Source organism: Spirosoma harenae (assembly GCF_054776975.1).
In genome coordinates, this window is the sequence record NZ_BAAHBD010000006.1 from 522,837 (window position 1) to 549,054 (window position 26,218).

General features: G+C 42.4%; 20 protein-coding genes and 1 pseudogene. 16 read left to right on the forward strand and 5 right to left on the reverse strand.

Translation table 11 applies throughout. The features are described 5' to 3' along the window. Positions 1–25: 25 nt before the first annotated feature. Entirely contained in the window at positions 26–859 is an 834-nt protein-coding gene (locus ACYVE4_RS05840) for a phytanoyl-CoA dioxygenase family protein (protein ID WP_460996036.1), read from the forward strand. Between the two features lie 180 nt (positions 860–1,039). Here ACYVE4_RS05840 and ACYVE4_RS05845 read toward each other — a convergent pair whose 3' ends face one another. From ACYVE4_RS05845 to secA, 4 genes are all read right to left on the reverse strand, one after another. After that, positions 1,040–1,978 (reverse strand): 3-oxoacyl-ACP synthase III family protein, encoded by a 939-nt coding sequence (locus ACYVE4_RS05845; RefSeq protein ID WP_460996037.1) that lies wholly within the window; start codon positions 1,976–1,978, stop codon positions 1,040–1,042. Between the two features lie 142 nt (positions 1,979–2,120). Continuing rightward, positions 2,121–3,245, reverse strand: a complete 1,125-nt coding sequence (locus tag ACYVE4_RS05850; protein ID WP_460996038.1) for a glycosyltransferase — start codon at positions 3,243–3,245, stop codon at positions 2,121–2,123. Then, on the reverse strand, positions 3,245–4,363 hold the full coding sequence (locus tag ACYVE4_RS05855; RefSeq protein ID WP_460996039.1) for a hypothetical protein: 1,119 nt from the start codon (positions 4,361–4,363) through the stop codon (positions 3,245–3,247). Before ACYVE4_RS05855 ends, ACYVE4_RS05850 begins: the two co-directional genes overlap by 1 nt. A 104-nt stretch (positions 4,364–4,467) precedes the next feature. Then, positions 4,468–7,863, reverse strand: coding sequence for a preprotein translocase subunit SecA (secA, locus tag ACYVE4_RS05860; RefSeq protein ID WP_460996040.1), 3,396 nt, complete (start codon positions 7,861–7,863; stop codon positions 4,468–4,470). A 229-nt stretch (positions 7,864–8,092) separates the two neighbouring features. On the opposite strand from secA, the gene ACYVE4_RS05865 reads away from it, so the two are divergent. The 14 genes from ACYVE4_RS05865 (at position 8,093) to ACYVE4_RS05930 (ending at position 23,890) form a co-directional block, all read left to right on the forward strand. Then, positions 8,093–10,474 carry an SLBB domain-containing protein gene (locus tag ACYVE4_RS05865; protein ID WP_460996041.1) on the forward strand — a complete coding sequence of 794 codons (2,382 nt, stop codon included), beginning with the start codon at positions 8,093–8,095 and terminating at the stop codon, positions 10,472–10,474. Next, on the forward strand, positions 10,446–11,570 hold the full coding sequence (locus ACYVE4_RS05870; protein WP_460996042.1) for a lipopolysaccharide biosynthesis protein: 1,125 nt from the start codon (positions 10,446–10,448) through the stop codon (positions 11,568–11,570). Before ACYVE4_RS05865 ends, ACYVE4_RS05870 begins: the two co-directional genes overlap by 29 nt. Further along, on the forward strand, positions 11,567–12,529 hold the full coding sequence (locus ACYVE4_RS05875; protein WP_460996043.1) for a GDP-mannose 4,6-dehydratase: 963 nt from the start codon (positions 11,567–11,569) through the stop codon (positions 12,527–12,529). The genes ACYVE4_RS05870 and ACYVE4_RS05875 overlap by 4 nt, the downstream gene beginning before the upstream one ends. Before the next feature lie 200 nt (positions 12,530–12,729). Continuing rightward, positions 12,730–13,641: an alpha-1,2-fucosyltransferase gene (locus tag ACYVE4_RS05880; protein WP_460996044.1), complete on the forward strand. Its 912-nt coding sequence runs from the start codon at positions 12,730–12,732 to the stop codon at positions 13,639–13,641. An 85-nt stretch (positions 13,642–13,726) separates the two neighbouring features. Next, a complete protein-coding gene (locus tag ACYVE4_RS05885; RefSeq protein WP_460996045.1) occupies positions 13,727–15,073 on the forward strand; it encodes a flippase in 1,347 nt (448 codons plus the stop codon). Positions 15,074–15,464: 391 nt separating this feature from the next. Next, the gene (locus tag ACYVE4_RS05890) at positions 15,465–16,241 is read left to right on the forward strand and encodes an FkbM family methyltransferase (RefSeq protein WP_460996046.1); all 777 of its coding nucleotides are present in this window, start codon (positions 15,465–15,467) and stop codon (positions 16,239–16,241) included. A 256-nt stretch (positions 16,242–16,497) separates the two neighbouring features. Continuing rightward, positions 16,498–17,334 carry a nucleotide-diphospho-sugar transferase gene (locus tag ACYVE4_RS05895; RefSeq protein WP_460996047.1) on the forward strand — a complete coding sequence of 279 codons (837 nt, stop codon included), beginning with the start codon at positions 16,498–16,500 and terminating at the stop codon, positions 17,332–17,334. Then, on the forward strand, positions 17,324–18,127 hold the full coding sequence (locus ACYVE4_RS05900; RefSeq protein WP_460996048.1) for a class I SAM-dependent methyltransferase: 804 nt from the start codon (positions 17,324–17,326) through the stop codon (positions 18,125–18,127). The genes ACYVE4_RS05895 and ACYVE4_RS05900 overlap by 11 nt, the downstream gene beginning before the upstream one ends. Next, positions 18,111–19,208: a glycosyltransferase family 4 protein gene (locus ACYVE4_RS05905; RefSeq protein WP_460996049.1), complete on the forward strand. Its 1,098-nt coding sequence runs from the start codon at positions 18,111–18,113 to the stop codon at positions 19,206–19,208. Before ACYVE4_RS05900 ends, ACYVE4_RS05905 begins: the two co-directional genes overlap by 17 nt. Positions 19,209–19,296: 88 nt before the next feature. Continuing rightward, on the forward strand, positions 19,297–20,031 hold the full coding sequence (locus tag ACYVE4_RS05910; protein WP_460996050.1) for a glycosyltransferase family 2 protein: 735 nt from the start codon (positions 19,297–19,299) through the stop codon (positions 20,029–20,031). A 63-nt stretch (positions 20,032–20,094) separates the two neighbouring features. After that, complete coding sequence (locus ACYVE4_RS05915) at positions 20,095–20,871, forward strand: glycosyltransferase (RefSeq protein ID WP_460996051.1); 777 nt, start codon at positions 20,095–20,097, stop codon at positions 20,869–20,871. Between the two features lie 38 nt (positions 20,872–20,909). Next, positions 20,910–22,247 (forward strand): oligosaccharide repeat unit polymerase, encoded by a 1,338-nt coding sequence (locus ACYVE4_RS05920; RefSeq protein WP_460996052.1) that lies wholly within the window; start codon positions 20,910–20,912, stop codon positions 22,245–22,247. After that, entirely contained in the window at positions 22,234–22,938 is a 705-nt protein-coding gene (locus tag ACYVE4_RS05925; RefSeq protein ID WP_460996053.1) for a glycosyltransferase family 2 protein, read from the forward strand. The genes ACYVE4_RS05920 and ACYVE4_RS05925 overlap by 14 nt, the downstream gene beginning before the upstream one ends. 28 nt (positions 22,939–22,966) lie before the next feature. Then, entirely contained in the window at positions 22,967–23,890 is a 924-nt protein-coding gene (locus ACYVE4_RS05930; protein ID WP_460996054.1) for a glycosyltransferase family 2 protein, read from the forward strand. On the opposite strand, the gene ACYVE4_RS05935 is transcribed toward ACYVE4_RS05930, so the two are convergent. Then, a complete protein-coding gene (locus ACYVE4_RS05935; RefSeq protein ID WP_460996055.1) occupies positions 23,877–25,499 on the reverse strand; it encodes a glycosyl hydrolase family 28-related protein in 1,623 nt (540 codons plus the stop codon). The genes ACYVE4_RS05930 and ACYVE4_RS05935 overlap by 14 nt on opposite strands. Before the next feature lie 354 nt (positions 25,500–25,853). Between ACYVE4_RS05935 and ACYVE4_RS05940 the strand changes: the two are divergent. Next, a pseudogene (locus tag ACYVE4_RS05940) lies at positions 25,854–26,218 on the forward strand (hypothetical protein); the annotation flags it as partial.

The following is a 26,218-nucleotide window of genomic DNA, read 5'->3' on the forward strand; positions in this document are numbered from 1 at the left end:
TATAAAATCCTTAATGTATTTGCTCATGGAAACTGTTACCGATAAAGAAACATTGGTGCACGAATTAGAAACTGAATACACTGTCAGTCAGGAGGCTATCGATTCCTATCGGAAAAATGGGTATGTAAAACTCAAGCACGTACTGAGTCCGGCCGTTCTGGATTATTATGGTGGTATTATTACTGATCTGGTTTTTAAACTGAATACGCTCACCAAACCGATGGAAGAGCGCACGACCTATGAGCGAGCGTTTCTACAAATCATGAACTTATGGCGGGAGGATGCTAAAGCGAAAGAATTCGTTTTCTCGAAACGACTGGCTAAAATCGCGGCTGATCTGATGGGCGTTGAAGGCGTTCGGATTTACCACGATCAGGCACTTTACAAAGAGCCATCAGGTGGCATTACGCCCTGGCATGCCGACCAATTTTATTGGCCGTTAGCTTCAACCAATACCGTTACGGTCTGGATTCCGCTTCAAGATGTTCCGATGGAAATGGGCCCCCTGGCTTTCGCGGAAGGTAGCCAGCATGTTGAAATAGGGCGTGATGTTGAAATTAGTGATGAAAGTGAAAAAATACTCGCAGACGAATTACAGAAGCAGAATTTCAGCATGAACGACACGCCATTCGAATTAGGCGAAGTGAGTTACCATGCTGGATGGACGTTTCACCGTGCTGGACCGAACGTGTCGAATAAGCCCCGGAAAGTAATGACCATGATTTATATGGATAAAGATCAGATCATCATGCAGCCGCGCAACCAATATCAAATTGCCGACCATGCCGCCTGGCTGGCTAGTGTTCCCGTTGGCAGTAAACCACAAGATGAAATGAATCCAGTATTGTTCAGCCGGTAAACAGACTTTGCCGCTATAATTAATTTAAGAACTCCCCGTGACTGTGCGGCCGGCGTCCCGGTCTTCACAGATACCCGTGCGTCAGCAAGCGTTACCATCCGGTAAGGCGTCTGTAAGGATACAGACCTAGGAAATGATGTTGATTTTGCGGCTGTGTAACATATACGCAGCCGCAAAATTCTAGACCTCAACCAGCATTGCTCCGTACGAATAACCTCCGCCAAATACGGTGATCACAATGTGCTGGCCTTTCTTAAACGTATCCCACTGCTCTGAAAGCGCAATTGCGCAGCCCGCACAACCCGTATTGCCATACCGCTGAATGTTTGAAATCAGCTTTTCTTCCGGCAAACCAAGCGTATTCATCACGTTTCGGGAAATACGCAGGTTCGCCTGATGAGGTAATACGTAATCAACATCGGCGAGGGTTAACCCGCAACGTTCAAGTGCCTGTAAACTGGCTTTGGGCATATACTGGCAGGCATTGATAAATACGTCACGTCCGTGCGGCATAGTCACACCACCGTCGGCAGGACGCATCATTACACCTGTCGTACCTTTTGGCGTGTGAGCCGCTCCACCGGTCAGCAAGGTTTTGATGGTGAAATCAGCTTCACTTTGTCGCTCTTTGGTGATCAGTAACGCCGAGGCTCCATCACCCCACAAATGCCCTGAAATCGTATCCTGCTCGTTATAATAAAGCGTATTATGCTCGGCGACAATTACCAGTGCCCGACTGGCTTTATTCAACGCAAAATAGCCTTCGACTACTTCAATCGCATTCAATAACGACGAACAGGCCGTCGAGATAGAAACAACGGGTATATCGGGAATCCCTAGATAATGTTGTGCTTCGTGCGCGAGCGAAACGATGGTATCGTAAGGAGTATAGGTTGCACCTACAATTAGATCAATGGTAGAGAGGTCGGTTTTTTCCTGGAGCTTTTTAACGACCTCAATGGTCATTGTATTCGTGTTCTCACCTGGAGCCGCTTTTCGTCGCTCCACAATTCCAGTACGTTCAATAATCCATTCGCTGGACAAGCCATTGAGTTGGGTAAAATGTTCGTTGCCAACTACCTCGGTTGGTAGGTAATGACTTACTGCATGTATATACATCAGGCCAAATAAGTTGGGCTACTCAGAGTAAACCCTTAATTAACGTCTAAAGTTAAATCCTTCCGGGAAAACGTGGTATTGAACATTAGAACAATACCACAAAGTGTTCGTAATATCTTGTTTTTGTCTCATTTTGAACTCGCTAATTATCCTCAAGTATGCGCTCGTAGAAGTTAAGTAGCTTACTTGCTTCGCTAGTCCAGTTATAATTCTGTTGAATAGCAGTATAACCTCGTTCGCCCATCGAACGCGCCTGGTCAGGGTGTTCGATCAAATAAGTGAGAGCCTGAGCGATCTGAATCGGGTCATCGGGCGACACGCAAATACCACAATTGTGTTTATCAACTATCTGCTGACACAGTGGGAAGTTTGACGTAATCACCGGCAAACCTAATGCCATATATTCAAATAGTTTGGTGGTATAGGATTCAGGATAATCGCCAACGGGTTTTAATAAAGCCAGTCCAGCCGTCGCCTTGGCCGTGTAAGAGAATGCTTTCCGTTGATCAGCGTAACCATAAAAGCGAAGATTTGTCTTGACTTGATCGAACTGGGGAAGCTTCTGTAAATCTTCATCCGTAAACGTGCGTCGCCCAAATAGATGCATGCTGAATTCAGGATAATCTGACTTGAGTTGCGCCAAAGCCTCGATCAACGTATCGAAAGCCCGTTCGAAACTGAGCCAGCCGATGTAGAAAAAAGAGGGCCGCTCTACACTAGGTTGATACGTTTGCCGGAACGGTTCAATGAACGAAACTAATGGATAATTGTAAATCACTTCGTATGGTTTCGCTAGTGAAGTGTAGGTAGTCAAATACCCATGTTCTGTGAAAATCAGATAGAAATTTCGGCGAGCAAGCTGATCGAACCAGTAGAATATTTTTTTTAGTAAAATGCCCTTATTGACCTGCTTCAGATGCATTTTCTTATGCAGATTCTCCTGCACCTCATAAACGATCGCTGCGCCAAAAAACCGAAATACGTAAGCAAACGGAAGGAATTCGGGAACGTAAACATGCACCAGTTTTGGGCGTAGGTGTAAACAGCGAAATAGAATGAACGGACAGGTTATAAACGTCCGCCAGATTACGCGCCGAAAATAGGGTAAGCGTATAAAGTGAATGTTGGGGGCAATGGCTGGGTCAGCGTGAGGAAGGACACAAAACACCTCATAATGTTCAGCCAAGGCCGGGCATTGTTTGAATACGATTCGTGGGTCCTGCGGTTGGTGAGCGGTACTTACATGCAGGATACGAATTCGATTCATTACTTTGGCTCCGGTGCACCTACACGGCCCGACATCGATGGAATAATCCCAAAGCTACGGAGTTCTGCGTCAATTTTCTGATTCCAGCGTTCCTGAGCAGCCTGATTAAGGCTATGATTTGTTTCGTCGTCGTACTGGGTTTGCATTCGATTCAGTTCCCGAAACGTTTCAATAAACTGATACTGAGCAATGCTATTGTAATCTTCGAGGGTTAAACTGTCTGCGTGAAGTTTTTTCTTAAAGCGCTCGACAATAATTTTAGTGATGTCGAAATGGCGTTGTTCGTGATTCAGCGCATACGCATTTTTGGCGTCAGGCCGTCCCCACGATGAGTTCTTCAACATATAGGCCTTAACTTTCAAGTTCAGGTTAATAACCCCATCTTTTACGCTACTCTTTCCTTCGTAAGAAAAACTGGTAAATACTTCAGCCGCGTAATGGCTGGATTTACGTGCCTCGCCCTTAAAATCATCCCAAGTCAGTTTGCGGGCCGGATTGTAGTGAACCGTATCATCGTTAGTGATTCGCGTGTCATCAATAAAATTAACCCGCAACGTTTTGGCCAGCTTTTCATTCTGATTGCTTTCCCGATTCATGTAATCGTTGAAATGACGCAGGGCACCAATTAACGTTTGCCGGATCGATGATTCAATAACATCAGTTTTTCCCAGAGGACGGACGTATTTAGTGCCGCCCTTATAATCCATCAGATGGGTAGTGGTTTCCTTGCCAGTATCGTCTTTGCCGAGTAAAACAAAGGCGACATCGAACGAAAATTGACCTGACACGCGATTTCCAGAAGCTGTTTCGACTACTTTACATTGCCGAATCTGCATGCCAACGGGTCGTAAAGCCTTATTTTGTTTCAATCCCTGATTAATAAATTGCTGAAAGCTGACGGAGATTCCTTTATCTAGGTCAACGGGTTGAGGAGACTGATTTAATTCTAAAGCCATGCGCGCAATGGGGCCGCGTTCTGGCCGTTGATCGATGATGGCAGCTACATAAAATTCTTTGGGTGTAAACGGGATGGATTCGGAGCGAAGCCGAATCGGATCAATTGACGGGGAAAAGGAAAGAAGCCCCGCGAAAAATGTAAGGATAAGGATATAACGCATATCGACTAAATAACGACTCCTTAAAACGAATAGTGCAGTATAACAGCAAAAACGCCCTTCGAGTTGGCTATTCGAAGGGCGTTGTATGAGTTAGTAAGTTAAGGCTAGTCAATCAGCATGGCTTTGCCGCTAACTACATCGTTTTCAACTGTTTTGAATTTTACATCGCGCTTTACAGAGCCATCAGGATACTGCACATTAACGCGCGCATTTCGGTCCAGTTTAGCAACTCGAGCCGGAACCTGCCGCTGAACAGGCATTGGTGGAGCGCCTGCACCCATTGCATCATTTTCAGCCATACGACGAGCGTATTCTTCGGGTCCAGTTGCTAAATGATCGTCCGTGAAATCGTCCGCGTTGGTCTGTAGTTTGGGTTGCGGCTGAGGCTTACGCTGTGCTGGAGCCTGACGAATTTCCTGTTGAACTTCCTGGGCTTCCTGAGCTGGAATGTCGGCTTTGGTCAGGAAGCTAATCGTATCAAAGTTCACTTTATTAAGGAACCGTTTGAACAACTCTACCGATTCGAATTTATAGACCAGCAATGGGTCTTTTTGCTCAAATACAGCGTTTTGCACAGATTGCTTTAAATCGTCCATTTCGCGGAGGTGTTCTTTCCACTCCTGGTCGATAACCGACAAGGTGACCGCTTTTTCCATCTCCGTCACGATTTCACGAGCGCCCGAATCAACCGCTTTCTGCAAATCCGACACGACTGTTAATTCGTGAATACCATCCGAAAAAGGAACCACAATATTCTTAATCTGATGACCTTGCTCCTGCAGTACTTGTGTCAGAACGGGGAAGGCTTTTTCAGCAATTGCATGGTTTTTAGCTTGATAGCTCGCTTCTGCTTCTTCATACATCCGGCGAATCTGATCGGGTCTTTTCAGGCGATTGAATTCTTCGGCGCTTAAGCTTGGCGAGAAACCAAGTGTAGTCAACAACTGAAGCTTGATTTCTTCGTAATTACCCTCTGCATTGTTGATCGTCTCTTCAACGACATCGTACATCGTGTTGGCAATATCGAGCGGCAGCCGGTCGCCAAACAGGGCATTCCGACGACGCTTGTAAATCGCTTCACGTTGGTAATTCATGACGTCATCGTACTCAAGCAAACGCTTCCGAATGCCGAAGTTATTTTCTTCAACTTTCTTCTGCGCCCGTTCGATCGATTTCGTAATCATCGAGTGCTGAATCACTTCGCCTTCTTCCAGCCCCATGCGGTCCATGACCTTCGCAATCCGCTCCGAACCGAACAAACGCATCAGGCTATCTTCCAGAGAAACGAAGAATTGCGACGTACCCGGATCGCCCTGACGACCCGAACGACCGCGCAACTGCCGGTCGACCCGACGCGATTCGTGACGTTCTGTACCGATAATGGCCAATCCACCAGCCGCCCGCGATTCAGGAGTCAATTTAATATCCGTACCCCGACCGGCCATGTTGGTAGCAATCGTAACCGTACCTGGCAAACCCGCCGTTGCCACAATTTCAGCTTCGCGCTGGTGGTATTTAGCGTTCAGAACCTGGTGCTGAATCTTACGTAATGTCAGCAGACGACTGAGCAACTCAGAGTTTTCAACCGAGGTTGTACCGACCAGTACCGGACGCCCTTTTTCGACCAGACTCGTAATTTCTTCAACAACCGCATTGTACTTCTCCCGAACGGATCGATACACTTTGTCCTCCTCATCTTTCCGGCTAATGGAACGGTTCGTTGGAATAACAACGACGTCCATTTTATAGATCTGCCAGAATTCAGAGGCTTCCGTTTCGGCAGTACCCGTCATACCAGCTCGCTTGTGATACATCCGGAAGTAATTCTGGAGCGTAACCGTAGCGTAGGTCTGTGTGGCATCCTCTACTTTTACATTCTCCTTCGCTTCAACAGCCTGGTGCAAACCATCGGACCAACGACGGCCTTCCATAATCCGGCCCGTCTGCTCATCAACGATTTTCACCTTTCCGTCCATAATAACGTACTCCGTATCTTTTTCGAAGAGCGTGTACGCTTTCAGTAACTGGTTGACCGTGTTGATTCGCTGCGTTTTTACGGCGTAATCACGGATAACGGCTTCTTTATGAAGAATTTTCTCCTGTTCCGAAAAATCCTCATCTTTCTCAATCGCGTTGAGATCAATCGATAAATCGGGCAGAATGAAGAAGTTTGGATCTTCCCCTGAACCAGTGATGTAGTCGATTCCTTTTTCAGTGAGGTCGATGCTGTTATGACGCTCGTCGATAGTGAAATACAACGGAGCATCGGCTTCGGGCATCAGTTTCTGGTTTTCAGCCAAATAGATCGCTTCCGTTCTTTGTAAAAGCGCTTTATTACCGGTTTCACTCAAAAATTTGATAAGCGGTTTGTGCTTAGGTAAGCCACGATGCGCCCGGAACAAAGACAAGCCGCCTTCTTTTTCATCACCAGCAGCAATTTTCCGCTTGGCATCATTTAGATAATCATAAACCAATTTGCGCTGCGCTTCCACGACACGCGATACTCGAGGCTTCAATTCAGCGTAGTCCTGCTCATCACCACGAGGGACAGGGCCACTGATAATCAGCGGAGTTCGTGCATCGTCAATCAACACCGAGTCAACCTCATCGACCATTGCGTAATGGTGTTTACGCTGTACCAGTTCGGCTGGTTCACGCGCCATGTTGTCACGCAGATAGTCGAAGCCAAATTCGTTGTTAGTGCCATATGTAATATCCGCCAGATAAGCCTGCTTCCGTTGCTCAGAGTTCGGTTGGTGTTTGTCGATACAATCCACGCGTAGGCCGTGAAACTCAAATAGCGGAGCCATCCACTCGGAGTCGCGTTTGGCCAAATAATCGTTGACCGTTACGACGTGTACACCCCGACCCGCCAGTCCATTCAGGAATGCAGGAAACGTAGCAACAAGGGTCTTACCCTCACCCGTGGCCATCTCTGCAATTTTACCCTGGTGCAATACAACGCCCCCAATAATCTGAACATCGTAGTGGATCATGTCCCATTTGATGGGTGTTCCGGCGGCATCCCAACGATTAGCCCAGTGAGCGGTATCGCCGTCAATGACTACATTTTTCTTACGTATAGCCAATGCCCGGTCAAAGTCGGTAGCTGTGACAGTAAGCTGTTCGTTTTGGGTAAACCGACGAGCTGTTTCTTTAACGACTGCAAACGCACGGGGCAGAATGTCTAGTAATACGCGTTCGAGTTCGGTGTTTCGATCGGCTTCGAGTTTATCGATTCGGTTGAAAAGTTGCTCTTTTTCGTTGACATCCACATCAGGTTGACCTGCCTGTTCCGTCAATTCGGCCAGTTGATTGTCAATATCAGCTAGTTCATCAGCAATCTGGGCTTTGAGGGCCGCTGAAAACTGTCTTAGCTCATCATTAGAAAGGTCTTTTAAGCGAGCAAATTCGGCGTTTACCTTCTCAACGTAGGGGAGCAGTTCTTTGATATCCCGCTGTGATTTGGTACCGAAAAGTTTAGCTATCAGGTTAATCATTTTGTTAGTCGTTAGTCATTAATTGCTAGTCGATAGCATGGAATCGTCAGCACTTACTACTGACTCAGAACTATCGACTAACGACTCTTTTGTGTACAAATTTAATGCATTAGAGCGGGACTTCAACGCAGCAGGCATCCCAACCCAGGCTCCTTATTGAATGGGAACGCTGATTTGCAGGAAATCTATTACTTTTGCAGTTCAATTTTTGGCCCAACAGCCACTGTTCATGCGTACTAAGGACAAATTGTCACGTTTTATCTCATATACAGGACTCTATCAGGTCATTTTCCTGCTATTTTTACTGACAACCTCGTATCAAGCCTTTTCGCAGCCCACCCGCTCCCGAGTAGATCAGTTATCGGATGAAGATGTAGAAAACTTTTATCGACGAGCACAAGCTAGTGGTCTTAGTGAAGCTCAGATTGAGCAGGCGGCCATGTCGCAGGGGTATACGCTTGATGATATAGCTAAAATGCGTAAGCGGATTGACGCAATTCGCTCACAAACAAGTCGTCCATCAAGTTCAACTGCACCACAAACAACAGGACGAACCTTACCAACGGATTTATCCCGTCGGACTGATACAACACTTACCACTCGTAAAGACACAATTCGTGGACTGCGTGTATTTGGTGCGTCGTTATTTGAAAATGCCAATCTGTCATTTGAGCCTAATTTGCGCATTGCTACACCACGAAATTATGCCGTTGGACCCGATGATGAAATTCGAGTTGACATTGCCGGAGCCGCAACTGGCGAGTACGTGTTGAAAGTCAGTCCAGATGGCACTGTAAAAGTTCCTAATCTACCTCCTATTATCGTTAGTGGTTTAACGATTGAGCAAGCTGAACAGCGGATTATTGCCCGGTTACGACAGGGCGGATACCAGGGCTTGGGCGTGCCTGGAAGTGGCACAACTGCCAATGTGACTCTCACAAATATTCGTAGTATTCGGGTTACACTCGTTGGCGAAGTGGTGCATCCAGGAACATATACAATTTCGTCGCTTGGTTCAGCCTTCAATGCGCTTTATCTGGCTGGAGGCCCTAATCCTGAAACAGGATCGTTTCGCAAAATCAGTGTAATTCGTGGCAATCGGATTATTCGAACGATTGATTTATACGACTTCATTCTTCGGGCTGATCAACGCGACAATATTCAATTGCGCGATCAGGACGTTATCCGTGTAGCCGACTATGATACGAGGGTAGAATTGACAGGACAAGTACGTCGGCCAGCTATTTTTGAACTACTGCCAGGAGAGAAGCTGAGCACGTTGCTTAGTTTTGCAGGCGGTTTTGCTGACGAAGCCTATCGCGCATCGATTACACTTCGACGGAATACAAACCGTGAACGTCGCATACTTACAATTACCCAGGAGCAGATACCGAATTTTGTACCACAACGAGGGGACAGGTACGAAGTTGGTAAAATACTAGAACGATATGAAAACCGGGTTCAGGTATCTGGGTCGGTTATGCGTCCGGGTGATTATGCTCTTGAGCCTGGATTAGAGACAGTTCGACAACTGATCGATAAAGCAGAAGGGTTGCGCAAAGATGCATTTATGGGTCGGGCTACGATTATCCGTGAACGCCCTGACATGGATAGAGAAAATTTATCCTTCGATTTGGGGAAATTGATGCGTAATGAAATTCCTGATATCCCGCTTCTTCGACAGGATAGTCTGACTATTTTATCGATCCGTAATTTGCGAGAACGGTATTACGTTACAATAAAAGGTGCGGTCAATCGTCCTGATACAATTGAGTTTGTAAACAATATGAACGTGGCTGATTTGATTGCATCAGCTGGCGGTTTTCAGGAAGGAGCTCAACCGAACCTAATTGAGGTATCCAGGCGAATCCGTCAAGACACGGGTAGTATTCGCAACACATTACAGGAAATTTATCGATTTGCCATTGATCGAAACCTACAGATTACCCCACTGGAAGGAAGCTCACCTGAATTTAAGCTTCAGCCATTTGATATTGTGTATGTTCGCACATCGGTAAATTATGAGTCTCAACGGCAAGTATACGTTTTTGGAGAAGTAATGCAGCCGGGCTACTACTCTATTTTTAGCAGGGAAGAAAGAATCAGTGATATTATTAAGCGGGCAGGTGGCATTAAACCTCAGGCTTATATGCTTGGCGCTCAGTTTAAACGGCAAGGGCAGATTATTGCTAACGACTTAAGTAACATTCTGACGAATTCGGGAGTTGAGGAAAATTTATTGGTGCGAGGAGGAGATTCACTTTATATTCCTCAAAAGCCCGAAATAGTAGCTGTGCAGGGAGCCGTCTTAAACCCATCAGCTATAAGTTACAAGGCAGACTATAAATTTGGCGACTATATTAATGAAGCTGGCGGATTTACCGATAATGCTAGAAAAACAAAAGCATACGTAGTTTATCCCAATGCCCGCAAAGATCGAACACATCGGTTTTTATTCTTTTCTTCCCGACCCAAAGTATATCCTGGCTCAACCATTGTCGTTCCGTTTAAACCCTTAGATAATAACAAATTGAGCGTAGCTGAACGCCTTGGGATTTTGTCGCTATTAACGACTGTATCAATTGCGTTGGTCAATTTACTTCTTCGCTAATAATTGCTTCTATACTATGTCTATTGCGGAGGATAAGACAACAAATACACCAAAAGAAAGCGGAATCGAAATTCGCTTGAACGATATTATAACCGTTCTAAAATCCAGTACGCGTCGACTCATTTTAGGGGGGCTAATTGGTTTAGTAATAGGCGCTTTGTACGCGTTTTCTAAGCCGAATATTTTTAAATCTACTGCAACACTATTGCCTGAAGTACAATCTAAAAGTGGCATGGGGGGACTAAGTTCGCTGGCTGGTTTAGCCGGGCTCAATGTTGATAATATTAATGGTCCGGATGCCATTCGTCCTGAACTATATCCGGATGTATTAAAGAGCATTCCGTTTGCCTTAGAACTGCTAAAACAAGAAGTATATTCTAAACAGCTAAAAACGAAACTGACGTTTGAGGCTTATATAACGGAAACAGGGAAGAGCGCAATCGGGTCAATGTTAGCCAAATTATTTCCTCCCTCTTCCGATAAAATAGAACTCGCAGATCCAAAAAATTTCAGTAAAGCCATTCAATTAACAACGGAGCAGTATAATTTAACGAAAGCAGTATTAGCGGGTATTGATCCACAATACGATAAAAAATCGGGTATAATAACAATTACAGCCACAGAAACAGACCCCGTTGTTGCAGCTACCGTAGCTCGATTATCAGTAGAATATTTAACGAATTATATAACGGGTTATCGCACAGAAAAAGCCCGAAGACAGGTCATTTTTCTTGAACAGCGAGTGAGTGAATCCAAAGCTCGCTATCAGGCAGCAGAGTATGCGATCTCTAATTATCGGGATCGAAACCGAAACGTCTACTTAGAAACGGCTAAAATAAATGAACAACGGCTTCAGGCTGATTATCTGCTTGAGCAGACAGTTTATAATGACCTATCAAAACAGTTAGAGCAAGCTAAAATAAAAGTTCAGGAAGATACGCCTGTTTTTAAAGTTCTCGAGCCGCCAACCGTTCCATTACGAAAAAGTGCCCCTGGTCGCACATTGATCATGCTTGGCTTTGCCGTTGTCGGAGCTATAGTAAGTTTATTAATTACGGTAGTTCGTAAAAGGGATCAAATTTTCAGGGCCGTATGAAAAGAGCCCTGATTTGTGGTATATCAGGCCAGGACGGGGCTTATCTGTCTCAATTGTTGCTAAACAAAGGCTATGAGGTATATGGAGGATCACGTGATGCGCAAATCGCTTCATTTGGTAACCTGGTTCGATTAGGTATTCGAAAGAATATTCAACTGGTATCGATAAGTATTAGCGACTTCCGGAGTGTACTTCAAACCCTACAGCGCGTCAAACCCGACGAAGTGTATAATCTGGCGGGACAAAGTTCAGTAGGCCTATCGTTCGAACAACCAGTCGAAACGCTGGAAAGCATTAGTGTCGGAACCCTTAATCTGCTAGAAGCTATTCGGTTTAGTAATTTGCCGATCAAGTTTTATAACGCGGGTTCCAGTGAATGCTTTGGGGATACTGGAAACCTGGCAGCCGATGAAATGACCCCTTTTCGTCCGCGTAGCCCGTATGGTGTAGCCAAAGCAGCCGCTTTTTGGCAAGTTGCGAATTACCGGGAAGCTTATCAATTACATGCTAGTACTGGTATCCTGTTCAATCATGAATCCCCGCTGCGCCCTGAACGATTTGTAACGCAGAAGATCGTTATGGCTGCCTGTAGGATATCGCAGGGAAGCTCGGAAATATTGACGCTAGGGAATATAGACATAGCCCGTGACTGGGGGTGGGCGCCTGAATACATTGAGGCTATGTGGCTAATGCTCCAGCAGCAAAAAGCTGACGATTATGTTATTGCCACTGGTCAGACCCACAAGCTAAGTGATTTCATTCAGACAGTTTTTGAGGCTGTTGGCCTTGACTGGCATAATCACGTCCATATTGATCCTGCCCTTTTCCGTCCGACTGATATTGCCGAAGGACACGCAAATCCAGCCAAAGCCAACAAGGAGTTAGGATGGATTGCTCAATATACGATGCAGGATGTCGGGCGATTCATGGTACAGGAATATCAAAGACAATATTATTAATCGTTGATAGAATCATAGCTTGTTAAGAATCGGTGTAGTAAGTCATGTTGATCGTTATTTTAATAATCAGGTAGCGGTCGAGGCATTGTCTTACTATCCCTATCTTTGTCAGAGTTAAATCGGAAGTAACAACTAGCTGAGTAATCAGCTCTTTTAAAAGCGTATGTTGATGCTAGTTGCCTATTAATAAAATAAATCGTTTGATTACTTGTAGTCAATTAGGGGTTTCGAAGTGGGGGCGTTTAGGCAACCAGTTATTTCAGATTGCTGCTACGCTGGGTATTGCCCATCGAAATGGTCAAGCTGCCATTTTTCCTGCCTGGTCCTATAGCCATTGCTTTGCCCACCCACTGCCTCAAGGGCATTTACCAGATGCTCAGGTATATAAACACGATAGTCAATTTTACCAACCGATCGATTTGCCGGCTGGTAATTGGGACTTGCAAGGATTCTTTCCAAGCGAGAAGTTTTTTGATGCGATAGCTCCCGACATCCGACGACAGTTTGAACCATCCGCTGATGTATTGGCCTACATCGATCAGAAATACGGTAGATTGCTGGCTAAATGTCCCTGTAGCATACATGTTCGTCGAGGAGATTATCTGCAATTAAATTGGGATTTTCCAACACAATCATTGGCTTATTACCAGCATGCCATTCAACAATTCCCGACAGATACACTATTTCTGATTTTTTCAGATGATATAGCCTGGTGTCGGCAACACTTTGTAGGATCGCAGTTTGAGTTTGTTGAAAAGGAGGAGGATATCATCGACCTGCTGCTAATGAGCCGTTGCTCCAATCATATAATAGCCAACAGTACGTTTAGTTGGTGGGGAGCATGGCTAAATCCTAATTCCGATAAAGTTGTATTATGTCCTGCTCGTTGGTATGGTCCAGGTGTATCGGCTCGCCCGCAACACTATACGCGTGATCTATACGCTCATGGATTCCAGCCTCTATTATTACCGGGAGAGCGTCAGTGGCGAATTAATTTGTACTATGCTCTTTCTCACCCCTTTTATGCTGCCTGGTCTAAAACATATACCTTCCTTTTGCGAATATATGGGCTGGAAAGTGTCAGAAATATTGTTAAAAAGTTTAAATCCTAAAAAAGGTTAAAGATAAACCTACATTTTTTATCAATGTCAATCTATATTTTTTGTGACATGATTTGAAATTAATTTAGTTCTTCATATGCTCAATACCGAAACGCTGAAAGGCTATAGTCGACGTAAAATATTCGATCTTGTAAAAAATATAGGCTGGATATTTTTTGATAAAATATTTCGTATGGCGGCTAGTTTGATAATTGGCGTATGGATTGCCCGTTATCTAGGCCCTTCGCAATTTGGCGTTTTGAATTATGTTTCGATTTTTCCATTAGTACTTACTGCTTTTGCTGGATTAGGCCTGACAAATATTCTATTTAATGAGTTTGCTAGTGAAACTAGCTCGACCGTGATCAAAAGCTTAGCCATTACTAGTTTTTTTATAAAATTAATGGCCGGCCTTTTATCGTTTATCTTAATTGTTCTGGTTAGCGTGTATATACACACTGACCTGATGATGAACATTCTTATAACTATATCGGCAACTAGTTTAATTATTCAAAGTCTCGATATCGTGGACGTTTATTTTCAAAGTCAGCGTATCGTCCAATATTCAATTATTCCTAAACTAATTGTTTTTTTTATTGCGACTGGCTTTAGAGCTTTTGGGCTTTGGCATAAAGCGGATCTTCTCTTTTTTGTAGTTATCACTTCAGTTGAGCTAGTGGCTAGTTCATTGCTTTCCTTTGGTGTTTATGCGAACTATGTCAAGTTAAAATTTTCTGAACTAACCCTCGACTGGAGTCAGGCTAAACACCTAGTGCGCCTGTCATGGCCGTTAATGCTATCAGAGTTATTTTTGTTTCTTTACGTACGCGTTGACTTATTGATGATCAAACAATTATCAACGACCACTGAACTGGGAAATTATAGCGTAACCATTCGTATTACAGATATTTGGTATTTTATACCTGTTGCTATCACGACAGGTATGATGCCCAGTATAATTAATATGCGACTAGTGGATTATAAAGAATACCTTAATCGGTATACTTATCTGTTAAATACACTGGTTGCTTTAAGTATTACTATAGCAGTAGGCTGTACGTTGACCGCCGATTGGATCATAAATTTGTTATACGGCGCTCAATATCAAGGTGTAGGTGCCGTTTTTAGCCTTAATATCTGGATTGGCGTTTTTGTCTTTCTGGCCATAGGATCCGACCGATGGTTTATCCTGGAAAGTATGCAGCGTTTTGTGCTGTATAGAACCATAGCGGGTGCCCTAGTGAATATCATTTTAAATCTGATCCTTATTCCTTTATATGGTGCGCTTGGTGCATCAATTGCCACTTTAGTATCTCAGACTTTTGCATCGTATGTCATCAACGGCTTCTTTTCAAAGTCAAGAGAAATTTTCAGGCTTCAAACGAACGCTTTATTGTTCTTGCCCATATTCTTACGAAAAATGGCTTTAAGAGCCTTTTCCTAGTTTAGACCTTCAGTTTAGATAGCTTTTTCAATTCTCTTTGTGAAAACGAGAATTTTACCTGCATCACCATCAGCATACATTTAGATATCTGAGCCCGTTAATCTGGCTTCAGCCTTTTAAATCTCGAATTGAATTTTCTATTATATTGGGTGTTCTGAAAATTTATTTTTGAATAAATGCAGGCAGAACTAACCAGCTATTCGAAACCTCACTCTCTCTACTACGGCTTAAATAGCCCCGATTTAGCCATTTCCAATAGTTAAGCATAGTATATAACTTATTGATGTAATCAATTTACATATTGACGGGAGATACTTGCGGAATGGTTACAGTTTGGATATATTTGAACATCTACTTGTGTTTTTCCAATATAATCTAAATTGTACCTATTATGGCTTTGAAGAAAATAGTAAAAAATATTATAGGAGAAAGGCTCATCTGGAAGACCAAACAGTTGCTTGAAGGGTTTTCTCCAACAGAACAAGAGTTAATTTCGAAACGTAAATTATTCTACAAAAAATTTATAAATAAAAATGATTTATGCTTTGATGTAGGCGCCAATATTGGTAATAGAATAACGCCATTACTTCAAATTGGGGCGAAAGTAATTGCCGTTGAACCGCAGGAAACTTGTTATAAAGTATTAGAATATAAATTTGATAAAAAAATAACTATTATAACGAAAGGCTTAAGTGATAAAGCGGGGATTAAGAAATTCCATATTTCCAAAACAAATACTATTTCCTCCTTTTCTGATGAATGGATAAATTCTGTAAAAACAGATCGTTTTAAGGAATACAGTTGGGATACCACTATTGATGTTGAAATGACCACACTTGATAACCTTATTGATCAGTATGGACTACCTGCATTTATAAAAATTGATGTTGAAGGCTATGAACTTGAAGTTTTAAAAGGTCTCACTAAGCCCGTAAAAATGATTTCTTTTGAATATACAGTTCCTGAACAAACTCATAAAATTTTTGACTGTATTAATCTAGTTAGAGAAAATAATCCTACTATTTTATGTAATTATTCAATAGGAGAAAGTATGGAATGGGAAATGGAAAATTGGCTTACTGTTGACGATTTTTTTAGGTATATCAACGAATCAAATTTTGTTAACACTGATTTTGGGGATATTTATCTAAAACAAGGCAGTAATTAAATCAGATTTAGGCCATTAGATAGATCATCACAATTCAGATAATCGTTCTACTGCGTCGAATCGGGTATATTTGTGTTTGGAGATCAGTTTATTGTGCTCAAATCTATTTGCACAAGGGTATTGATATACTCAACAACGCATTTATTCTATGGATTCTAAGTTGCATTTTAGTACGCCCATTCTCTTACTACTATTCAATAGGCCAGATCTCGCTCAGTGTGTATTTGAGCGTATCAGGCATATACAACCAAGATTTTTGTTTATAGCTATTGATGGTCCACGTCCAGATCGCCTTGGCGAAGCTGAAGCAGTATACCAATGCCAGCAGTTAGTTGAAGCAGTTGATTGGCCATGCACGATAAAGACACTCTTCCGAAACGAAAATTTAGGTTGTAAACGAGCGGTTAGTTCGGCCATTAGCTGGTTTTTTGAACAGGTCGAAACAGGCATTATTTTAGAAGACGACTGTCTGCCAGATAACGCTTTTTTTCATTACTGCCAGGATATGCTGACTCGTTATAAAAATGACGAGCGAGTTATGCATATAAGTGGAGCTAACCTTGTTTCGGATCATCGGTGGTCAGATGACTCCTACCTTTTTACCGCAATTTGTCACATTTGGGGATGGGCTAGCTGGCGTCGGGCCTGGCAGAAGTATGATGTAACTATGGCTACCTACCCAACTCGCCGGGAAAGCCTAATTACGCATCGAATTCCTGATCCGATCTCTCAAACATACTGGCTCACTATGTTTGATAATTGCTATAAAGGAAATGTCGATACATGGGATTTCCAATGGGTGTATAGCATATGGGCAAATGATGGTTTAGGTATTTTACCGGACCGGAATCTGATCACGAATATTGGCTTTGGTGAACAGGCTACCCATACCAAACTATCATCTCCGTTTGCGGCTTTACCAACTTTACCGTTTACAGAAATTCACCATCCCGCTAAGGTCGAAGAGAACATCGCTGCAACTACATTTTTATGCCAAACACTTTATCGACCCCAGTCACGATTGTCAATTTGGGCGGACAAAGTGAAAATTAGGCTATCTTTGTTAAAAAAAAAGTGGGCTAATGACTTGTAAAGTATGCGGTTCCCGAACGGAAGTATGTATGTCGGCTCCTGTTTTGGGTAAATACGATGTGAACTATTACAAGTGCGTATCGTGCCAATTCATCCAAACTGAAACTCCCTATTGGCTGCCAGAAGCCTATTCAAGTGCTATCGCTAACCTGGATATCGGACTAATTTCGCGTAACGAAGTAGCGGCTTTGTTAGTACAGGCAATTGCTCACCATTTCTTTGATCGGCAAGGTCGTTACGTAGATTACGGGGGGGGGTATGGCATGCTTGTTCGAATGATGCGCGATAGAGGTTACAACTTTTCCCGTTTTGATACCTATTGCGAAAATCTTTTTGCAAACGGATTTGATGTTTATAAACCTGATCCTGCACCCAGCTTTACCTTATTAACTGCCTTCGAGGTATTTGAGCACCTTGAAAATCCAATAGAGGATGTACGCCAGATGCTAGCCTATAGTCGCTCTATTTTGTTGTCGACTGAACTACAGCCTGCTGGTTTAATTTCCCCTAAATCCTGGTGGTATGTGCTGCCCGAAACAGGTCAGCACATTGCCTTATACAGTCGCCGGTCGATGGAAGTATTGGCAGAACAATTTAACCTGCGTTATTACGGAGGTAAAAATAATTTTCACCTACTCACAGATCAACCTGTTAACGGACGTCTATTTACAGCCCTGACAGATTGGCGTATCGCCCGGATATATAATATGATTGCCCGATCAAGACAGGTTTCCTTACTGGATACTGATTATCGGCAAATGAGGGAAAAATTTGCTAATGAATCTATTCTTTGATCATCAAACATTTATTGAGCAACCTTATGGGGGTATTTCGCGGTATATTGTTGAATTAGCGAACGGTATTAATGCAACTCCTCCTCACCATGCCCGGTTGTCATTACTGTATGCTGAAAATGTTTATCTCCCCCAGGCGTCTTCAGCTCTAACTTCTTTATTAGGCAGGAGATTTCGTGGTAAAAGACAAGCATTGACCAAACTCAACAATGTCTATAATCAAATGCAACTGCTTAGGCAGCCGTTTGACGTGTTTCATGCAACCTACTACGATCCCTATTTTTTGCCCTATATTGGCAAGAAGCCCTTCGTTGTCACGTTTCATGATATGATTCATGAACGATATATTCAGGATTATCCTACGCTAAGTGCTGATCGGCGTATTATCCAGAATAAGAAACGTTTAGCCGAACAAGCTACTAAACTCATTGCTGTATCTGAATCAACAAAACGTGATCTGGTAGAACTGCTGAATATTGATCCCGATAAAATTCAGGTTATCTACCACGGATCATCTCTAGCACCTAGTCTAAAGCAGCCAAATAAAACTGATCTGCCTTATTTAATATACGTTGGTAGTCGTCAGGCTTACAAAAATTTTCAGAGTCTTGTAGAAGCAATTGCTCCTCTATTGAAAAAAGAGGATTGTTTCCTGGTTTGCGCTGGAGGTGGTCCATTCACTACCGAAGAGCAGGAATTGCTGCAAACATTGCAAATCACTAAACAGGTTTTATGGAAGCCAATTTACAGCGACGACACGCTTCGTGAATTATATCAGGGTGCACAGGCGTTTATCTATCCATCACGTTACGAAGGATTTGGTATACCGATTCTGGAGGCTTTTGCCTGTGATTGTCCATGTATTGTGAGTAATACTAGCTCGCTTCCTGAAGTAGCAGGTGATGCAGCGCTTTATATAGATCCAGCTCTTCCTGACTCGATATATCATGCTGTTGACAAACTACTAAAGGATTCAGATTTACGAAAAACACTAATTCAAAAAGGCCGTCAACGATTAAGCCAGTTTTCCTGGAAACGTGCGGTTGCAGAAACAATTAGCCTTTATCAAACTATTGTTTAAGCCAATTTATTCGTCTGTACCCATTTATTAACGTCACTGCCATAAATGGTCTGGACAAGCTAACAGGCAAATTTGCTATCCTTCTGCTATGAAAAAACCTCTTGTATCAGTCATTACGGTCGTTTATAATGCCCATCCAACCTTGGAAGCAACCATTCAAAGTGTGCTTAACCAGGATAGCGAATTGGTTGAATACTGGATTATTGATGGAGGAAGCACAGATGGATCGGTAGAACTGATTAAGCGTTATGAAGATCGGCTGGCGGGTTGGTGTAGTGAGCCAGACAATGGTATTTACGATGCCATGAATAAAGGAATTGATCGCGCAAATGGCGAATGGATTTATTTTTTAGGGGGAGATGATACGCTAAGACCCGATATCATAAATCAATTAAAACCCCACCTGAATGCACAATACACAATGGTATTTGGGGATATACTGTTCGACAATGGTCATAGATATCATTCATTTCTGGGCCCTAGAACTGTTTTGCAAAATACAGTCCATCATCAGAGTGCTTTTTATAATGCTTCTCTATTTGTCGGTTATCGGTACGACCCGACGCTAACCATCGTATCGGAGTACGATATTCATTTAAGGCTATATGTACAGAAAGCCTCTGTAAAGTACGTTCCTATAATAATAGCCGACTGTGCAACTGGTGGAGCCAGCAGCGAACTGCCGCGTTCGTTAAGAGAGACGAATCGCGTGAGAATGCGTTATGTAGATAGTAAATTGAAAAATAAATTTCTGTCTGCTTTCTTAGGTCTATACTATTTTCAGAAAAGGGTAAGGTATTTACTATACGGACATCGAGTATAAACTGTAGACTTATCTCCTGAAGTAAGTTGTCAAGTGATCCAATCAGGCTATACTAACGAATCAATGAGCCAACCTCTTATATCAATTATCATTACAGTACTCAACGGGGCAGAAACGATAAATGAGACGTTAATCAGTATTGCCAATCAAACGTTTCCGGACTACGAATTAGTAATCGTAGACGGAGGAAGTAAGGATCGTACTGTAGAAATAATTAATGCCAGTTCGGTAAAAAAGAAGACTATACGGGTAATGCCTGGCCTTGGTTTATATGCCGGATTAAACGCTGCTGTTAAGTTATCAGTAGGAGAATGGCTTTACTTTATGGGGGCCGATGATGCATTACATAGCAAAGACACTCTACAAAAAGTAGCCGAGATACTTAAACGAAAGCAAACCGATGCTAGAGTTATTGTAGGTGACGTTGACTGTGTGCGGCAAGGCGAACGTCTCAGACCTAAGTTTGGATCACCTTACCTGATGCGCCACCAGGTACATCATCAGGGAATGTTTTACGATAGAAACATTTTTAACGACCTATTGTATAACGAACAGATGCGAATCGCGTCGGATTATGAATTCAATCTGAAATTGGCCCTACTTGGTATACCCCACCAATCAATGGATATTATTATATGTGATTTTGGTGGAGATGGCATTAGTGAAAATCAACTGAAAAAGGGATACGCTGAAATGCAACAGGCCCACAAACGACTTTTTAAAGGGTTCGGGCTTTACTGGGTAATGAATTATTTTTGGCTTCGACGTACTACTGGAGCCATGCTTCGGCGCTTTAATCTCTTTGGCTTTAGGTCAGGTCTTAAGAGATTGTTTGGGTAAATTACTAAAAGAAGTTAAGCCTATATTAACTAGCTGATATGGAAATAGATTTTAGTACATTACCATTTGTAATTAGTTTAGCAATAGGATTTCTTATTGTTTACACTCTACTATACTACCGATTTGTTTATTCAATTATTGATCCTCTTTTTATTTGGGTAGTTACGACCGCATTTTCTAGTGTATTGGCTACTCAGGTAATTCCTGACACACAAAGTATTCTCCACTTTTTTGGTTGCCAAATTGCAGTATGGACAGGATTTTTAGTCGCTTATCGACGAGCAAATTCATTAGAAAAAAAACTAACCGAATCAGAACGCATTTATAATTTCACCGGCCAATCTCTTTTACGCTGGGCTACCTATTTTCTTTTGGTTATTTATATTATCTCAAATATTATTATTGGGTATAAAAAAGGGTTTGCTATTCTATCAGATGCGCCAACTCAATCTAAAATCGAGAACTTTACAGAGGGATTCGGGCTATTCAGAAAAATAAACTGGAGTGCGGGGACTTTCGTTTCCACATCGCTGGTTTATATGTACCTTATAAAAAGAAGAAAACAAGATTTATTATTTTTATTACTTGTCGCTTTCTTTTATTCGCTAGATGGATCAAAAGCTGCCCTTTTGCAAATTGCGGTTTCTGCAGGCATTGTGTTTTATCATCCCTTGTTTTCTGAAGAACAGCAATTGCTGGAAAAAGTTAAGCGTTATATACCCATATTTATATTAATCGCCATGAGTACTGTTACGATAGTACTTATGAAAGAAAATGATGGGTTAGATGCTGCTTTTTTTGCTTTTATAAGGCGTTTGTTATACAGCGCAGATTCGCTCTTATATTATTTCCAGCCTGTTAATATTGCTTATTTCGAGAAATACTCCGCCTGGGATTATATTACTGTTATTACAAATCCTATCCTTGGTTTTTTACGTCTGCAGCCCTATAAAGAGGCTCCAGGTGTTCTTATGATTGACAATCTACGCCTACCTGGCTCATTTGCCTCGGCCGCTTTTGCTGCTCCTAACGCCCCTTTTTATATCGAAGCCCGAATCTATTTTAACTTCTGGGTTGGTTTTCCTTTTAGTTTCCTGGTTGGTTATATATATAGCGTGATTAGGACCTATTATTTTTCGCTTAGACAATCAAGTGCTTTTTATTTCATTTTTATTGGCAGCTTTTGTCACCTTGCCAGTGCAATGCTTGGCGATGTAAACCTTGCCGTAACGCAATCATTTGATTTACTTTTTTTTGTTACACCAGCCTATATATTAGTTAGTTTTTTACTCGTCCGAAAAATATATATAAGACTAAATATAAAGCTAATTAAGTTATTAAAAACTGCTAAAATTTTACCAGATGGCTTACGTTAGCGTTTGTATAGCTACCTATAATGGAAGCGCATTTATTGAACGCCAATTAAGTTCAATTTTAGCTCAATTAGATTCTGGCGATGAAGTTATTATATCTGATGATGGATCCACTGATAATACCGTCGCTATCATAACTAATTTTGCAGATCCTCGAATAAAATTACTGATTAATAAAAATCGTCATGGACCTATAGGGAATTTTGAAAATACTCTTCAGCATACATCGGGTCAACTTATTTTTCTTTCGGATCAGGATGATATATGGCTTCCTAATAAAGTGGCTGTCATTCGTTCCTTGTTGGAAAAATACGATTTAGTGCTTAGCAATTGCGAAGTAGTTGATCAATCTGGTAAGGTATTGCATCCATCCTTTTTTCAAACTAGAGGCAGTAAGCCAGGTTTCTGGATGAACCTTTATCGGAATTCTTATATGGGTTGCTGTATGGCTTTTCGGCGTAATGTGCTGGCGTATTCTTTACCTTTTCCTAAGCGTATTCATATGCACGATTGGTGGATTGGCTTACTTGTTGAAGCCAAGGGCCGGGTTACTTTCTATGAAGAACCACTTATCCAGTATGTACGACACGGCAATAACGCTTCACCTACAGGTGAACAAGGATATAGTTTCTTAAAACAACTAACCAATAGGCTTTTTCTGTTGCTGAACGTAGCCAAGCGGCTGCTGGCATAAATTTGACGATTATTAATGTTGTTGGCTGATGCTATCTATTGTTATCCCTACATATAATGCAGCTTCCTTTCTGCCACGTTTATTCGAAAAACTTCGTGAGCAGACTATTCCGTATGAATTAATAATTATTGATTCAGAGTCTACAGATAATACCCGAGCATTAGCCACTCAAGAAGGCGTTACATTAGTACCTATTCGTAAAGAAGAGTTTAATCATGGTACTACCCGAAATTTAGGACTGCAATTAGCCAAATCCGATATTGTTGTTTTTATGACTCAGGACGCATTGCCTGCTTCCCCTCATACATTGGAGTTCCTAATGGCCATGCTGACTAGCCGTGATGATATTGCCATGGGATATGGACGACAATTACCATATCCAGAAACGGGAATTTTTGGGCGGTTTGCCCGGCTAACCAATTATCCTGACTCCAGCATTATAAAAACAAAAGTTTTGATTCCCGCAATGGGAATCAAAACGTGTTCGTGTTCCAACTCGTTTGCCGCTTATCGCAAGGCTGATTTAGAAGCAGTGGGCGGGTTTCCGTCGGATACAATTCTGGGTGAAGATGTATCTGTAGCCGCCCGGTTTATTTTGCAGGATAAAGCTGTAGCTTATTGTGCTGAATCTGAAGTTTTTCATTCTCACGATTATACAGTTGCAGAAGAGTTTAAGCGGTATTTCGATATTGGCGTATTTCATCAGGAGCAACGCGCTGTGTTGAGTGAGTTCTCAAAAGCTGAATCTGAAGGGTTTAAATATGTGACGCAGGAATGGCAATACCTGATTCAAAACGATCATGCTTTACTTATACCAGCTCAATTAGTCCGTACAATTGCCAAATATGTTGGGTATCGCTTGGGAAGGCTATATGATCATCTGCCCACTACTGTAAAGCGTCGGTTAAGTATGCAGCCTAACTTCTGGAATCGTAGTTCTACAAAGGGATAGCGTCAAAAACCAGGAAGTCACTTTGCATTTCTGCATGGCCTATATACCTGATCGTTTCTCCCGTTGAACTACCCGACGTTTTAGGTGTAATAGTTACATTTCCAATTCGGCTACTAAATGTAATATTTACCAGTACGCCAATAATTTCAATAAAGGCAGGGTTCGTAGTGCTTTTGTCTAGCACAATGACTGTACTGGATGGCAAAGACATGGTACCGACATAATTTTGATTCACAATTACCTGAGCCTGAAACGAAAGGACAGCACTATACGCTGATCCATAACTCCCTGCCTGGATGACGCCATCGAGCCAAATACGATAGAAACCACCTCGTCCATTTGATGAAGCCGTATTATCTGCCTGCGTGAAACTAAATACAGTTGCGGTTGAAGGTGATCCAACTGTACCTGCATTGATTGCATTATTAGATAATTGCCGAAAACGCCCACTTCGCTTCTCAAAGGGGCGCAAAGTATGAAAAATCATATTCTCCGCCTTTTTGAGAAGAGTTGGATGGATAATGAATTGATTGGTATTAATATCGTAGCAGGTAATATCACAATGACTAATGGTACCAATTACGGGTTGATTGGGATCACTAGCCGGAGCGTGATAGATCACGTATCGATTAGGCCGTTCAGCGACTATAGGCAGCGAGATACGAGCCTTTAACCCTTTTACATAACAATTTGTAACATTGATCAAATCGGTTGTCGGCGCTGTAACATTAGCAATGACAATGGCTAATTCATTGCCTTCAAAGCTACAATTGAGTAGCTGTAGTATTCGGGAAAATGACTCGATTCCAGCATGAATATGCAAATTGGTAGTGTATTGACTACATAAAATAGCGGATTCATTGCTGCCATTTGTAGCAGTTATCCGACTTAAAAACCCTTGAAAATTAAGGCTATTTACCCCGTTTAATACGAGGGCTGGCTGACGCTTTTCATAATTTTGCAAAGAGGTTGCCTGAATATTAACAGGCCCTAGAGAGCCGATCCCGGCAGAAAGGGTCTGATAGTTACTTGTAGCAGTAAAATTGACACCTGTCTGAGTCAGCGAAGTGGTATTACTTAAGACAACAGGGGTATTCGTACGAACCAAACACCCATGAACGTAGAATTCGTCGGATCGAATTCCCAAAATGCCAATTGTGCCGAAACCTCCATTGGCAGTCGGATAGTCCTGCATTTGGAAGTAGCAGTTCCGAATACCGCAGTTGATTCCACCGTTAGCTGTTAGCGCAAACTGTACGCCTATTGTTGAGCGTGCGACGCCGTTGCCACTATTAGAAATGAAAGAAATGTTTTCGCAGCCCGATACGGATGATCCGCTGAAATCGAATATGATACCGGACGTAACACCGATAATGCTTGTATTAAGGTAACTACCCCCGTCGCCTTGCAACCAAATACCAACGGTGTTAGTAATATTGATAGGCGAAGTAATGTAATAAAACCCAGCCGGAAAGAAAACGCTTATCTGATAGGGGCCCCCTCCGCCCGGATAGCTTTGACTTTTAGCAAAATTAATGGCGGCTTGAATGGCTGCAGTATCGTCATGTCCTCCGTCGCCAAAAGCGCCATAATCTTTAACATTAATCATATTCTCTAAAATCTAGTGTAATGTTGTTTGAGTGGGAGTTTTATACCTACTCATTGGTAGGTGTAAACAAACGGTTTATACCAATGGTTTTAGGGGTGTTTGGAATCGGTTATATGCGTTATTCTCTCAAAAGACTAACCAGGAATAGGTTAAACCACTGTAACCGTTTGTAGGCTTTGGCAACTTTTAAACGTTCAGCATCAATGCTGATTAGCAACCAGCGATTTGGCAGCCATCAGCCTTACCTAGACCCAGTATATAGATCATTAGCTAGGAACTGTTTCATATCTAGTAAAATCTTCAGGCTACTAGGTATATTTATTAAACTATTGACGGGATTAAATTTTTGTGACTATGATTCTAAAACAGTTATACGCTTACTCAATCTTGCTTGTCGCTAGCCTAATGTTGGCCGTTAATGAGGAATGCTGGGCGCAAAGCAATATCTTATTCACAAATCAGAATGCCTTTTTGGGTAATGGTGCAGGTTATCAAAATACGAGTGGCACAGGTAATGTATTTGTGGGTTATAATGCTGGCCGCAATAATACTACAGCCGTTGCTAACGTCTTTGTGGGTAGTCAGGCGGGAGCTAATAACACGACTGGTACTGGCAATCTGTTTTTAGGTCAACAGGCAGGGGCCAATAACTCCTCGGCTTCCTACAACCTGTTCATGGGTAACTCCGCCGGAAGTGCCACCAACACCGGTGGGGCCAA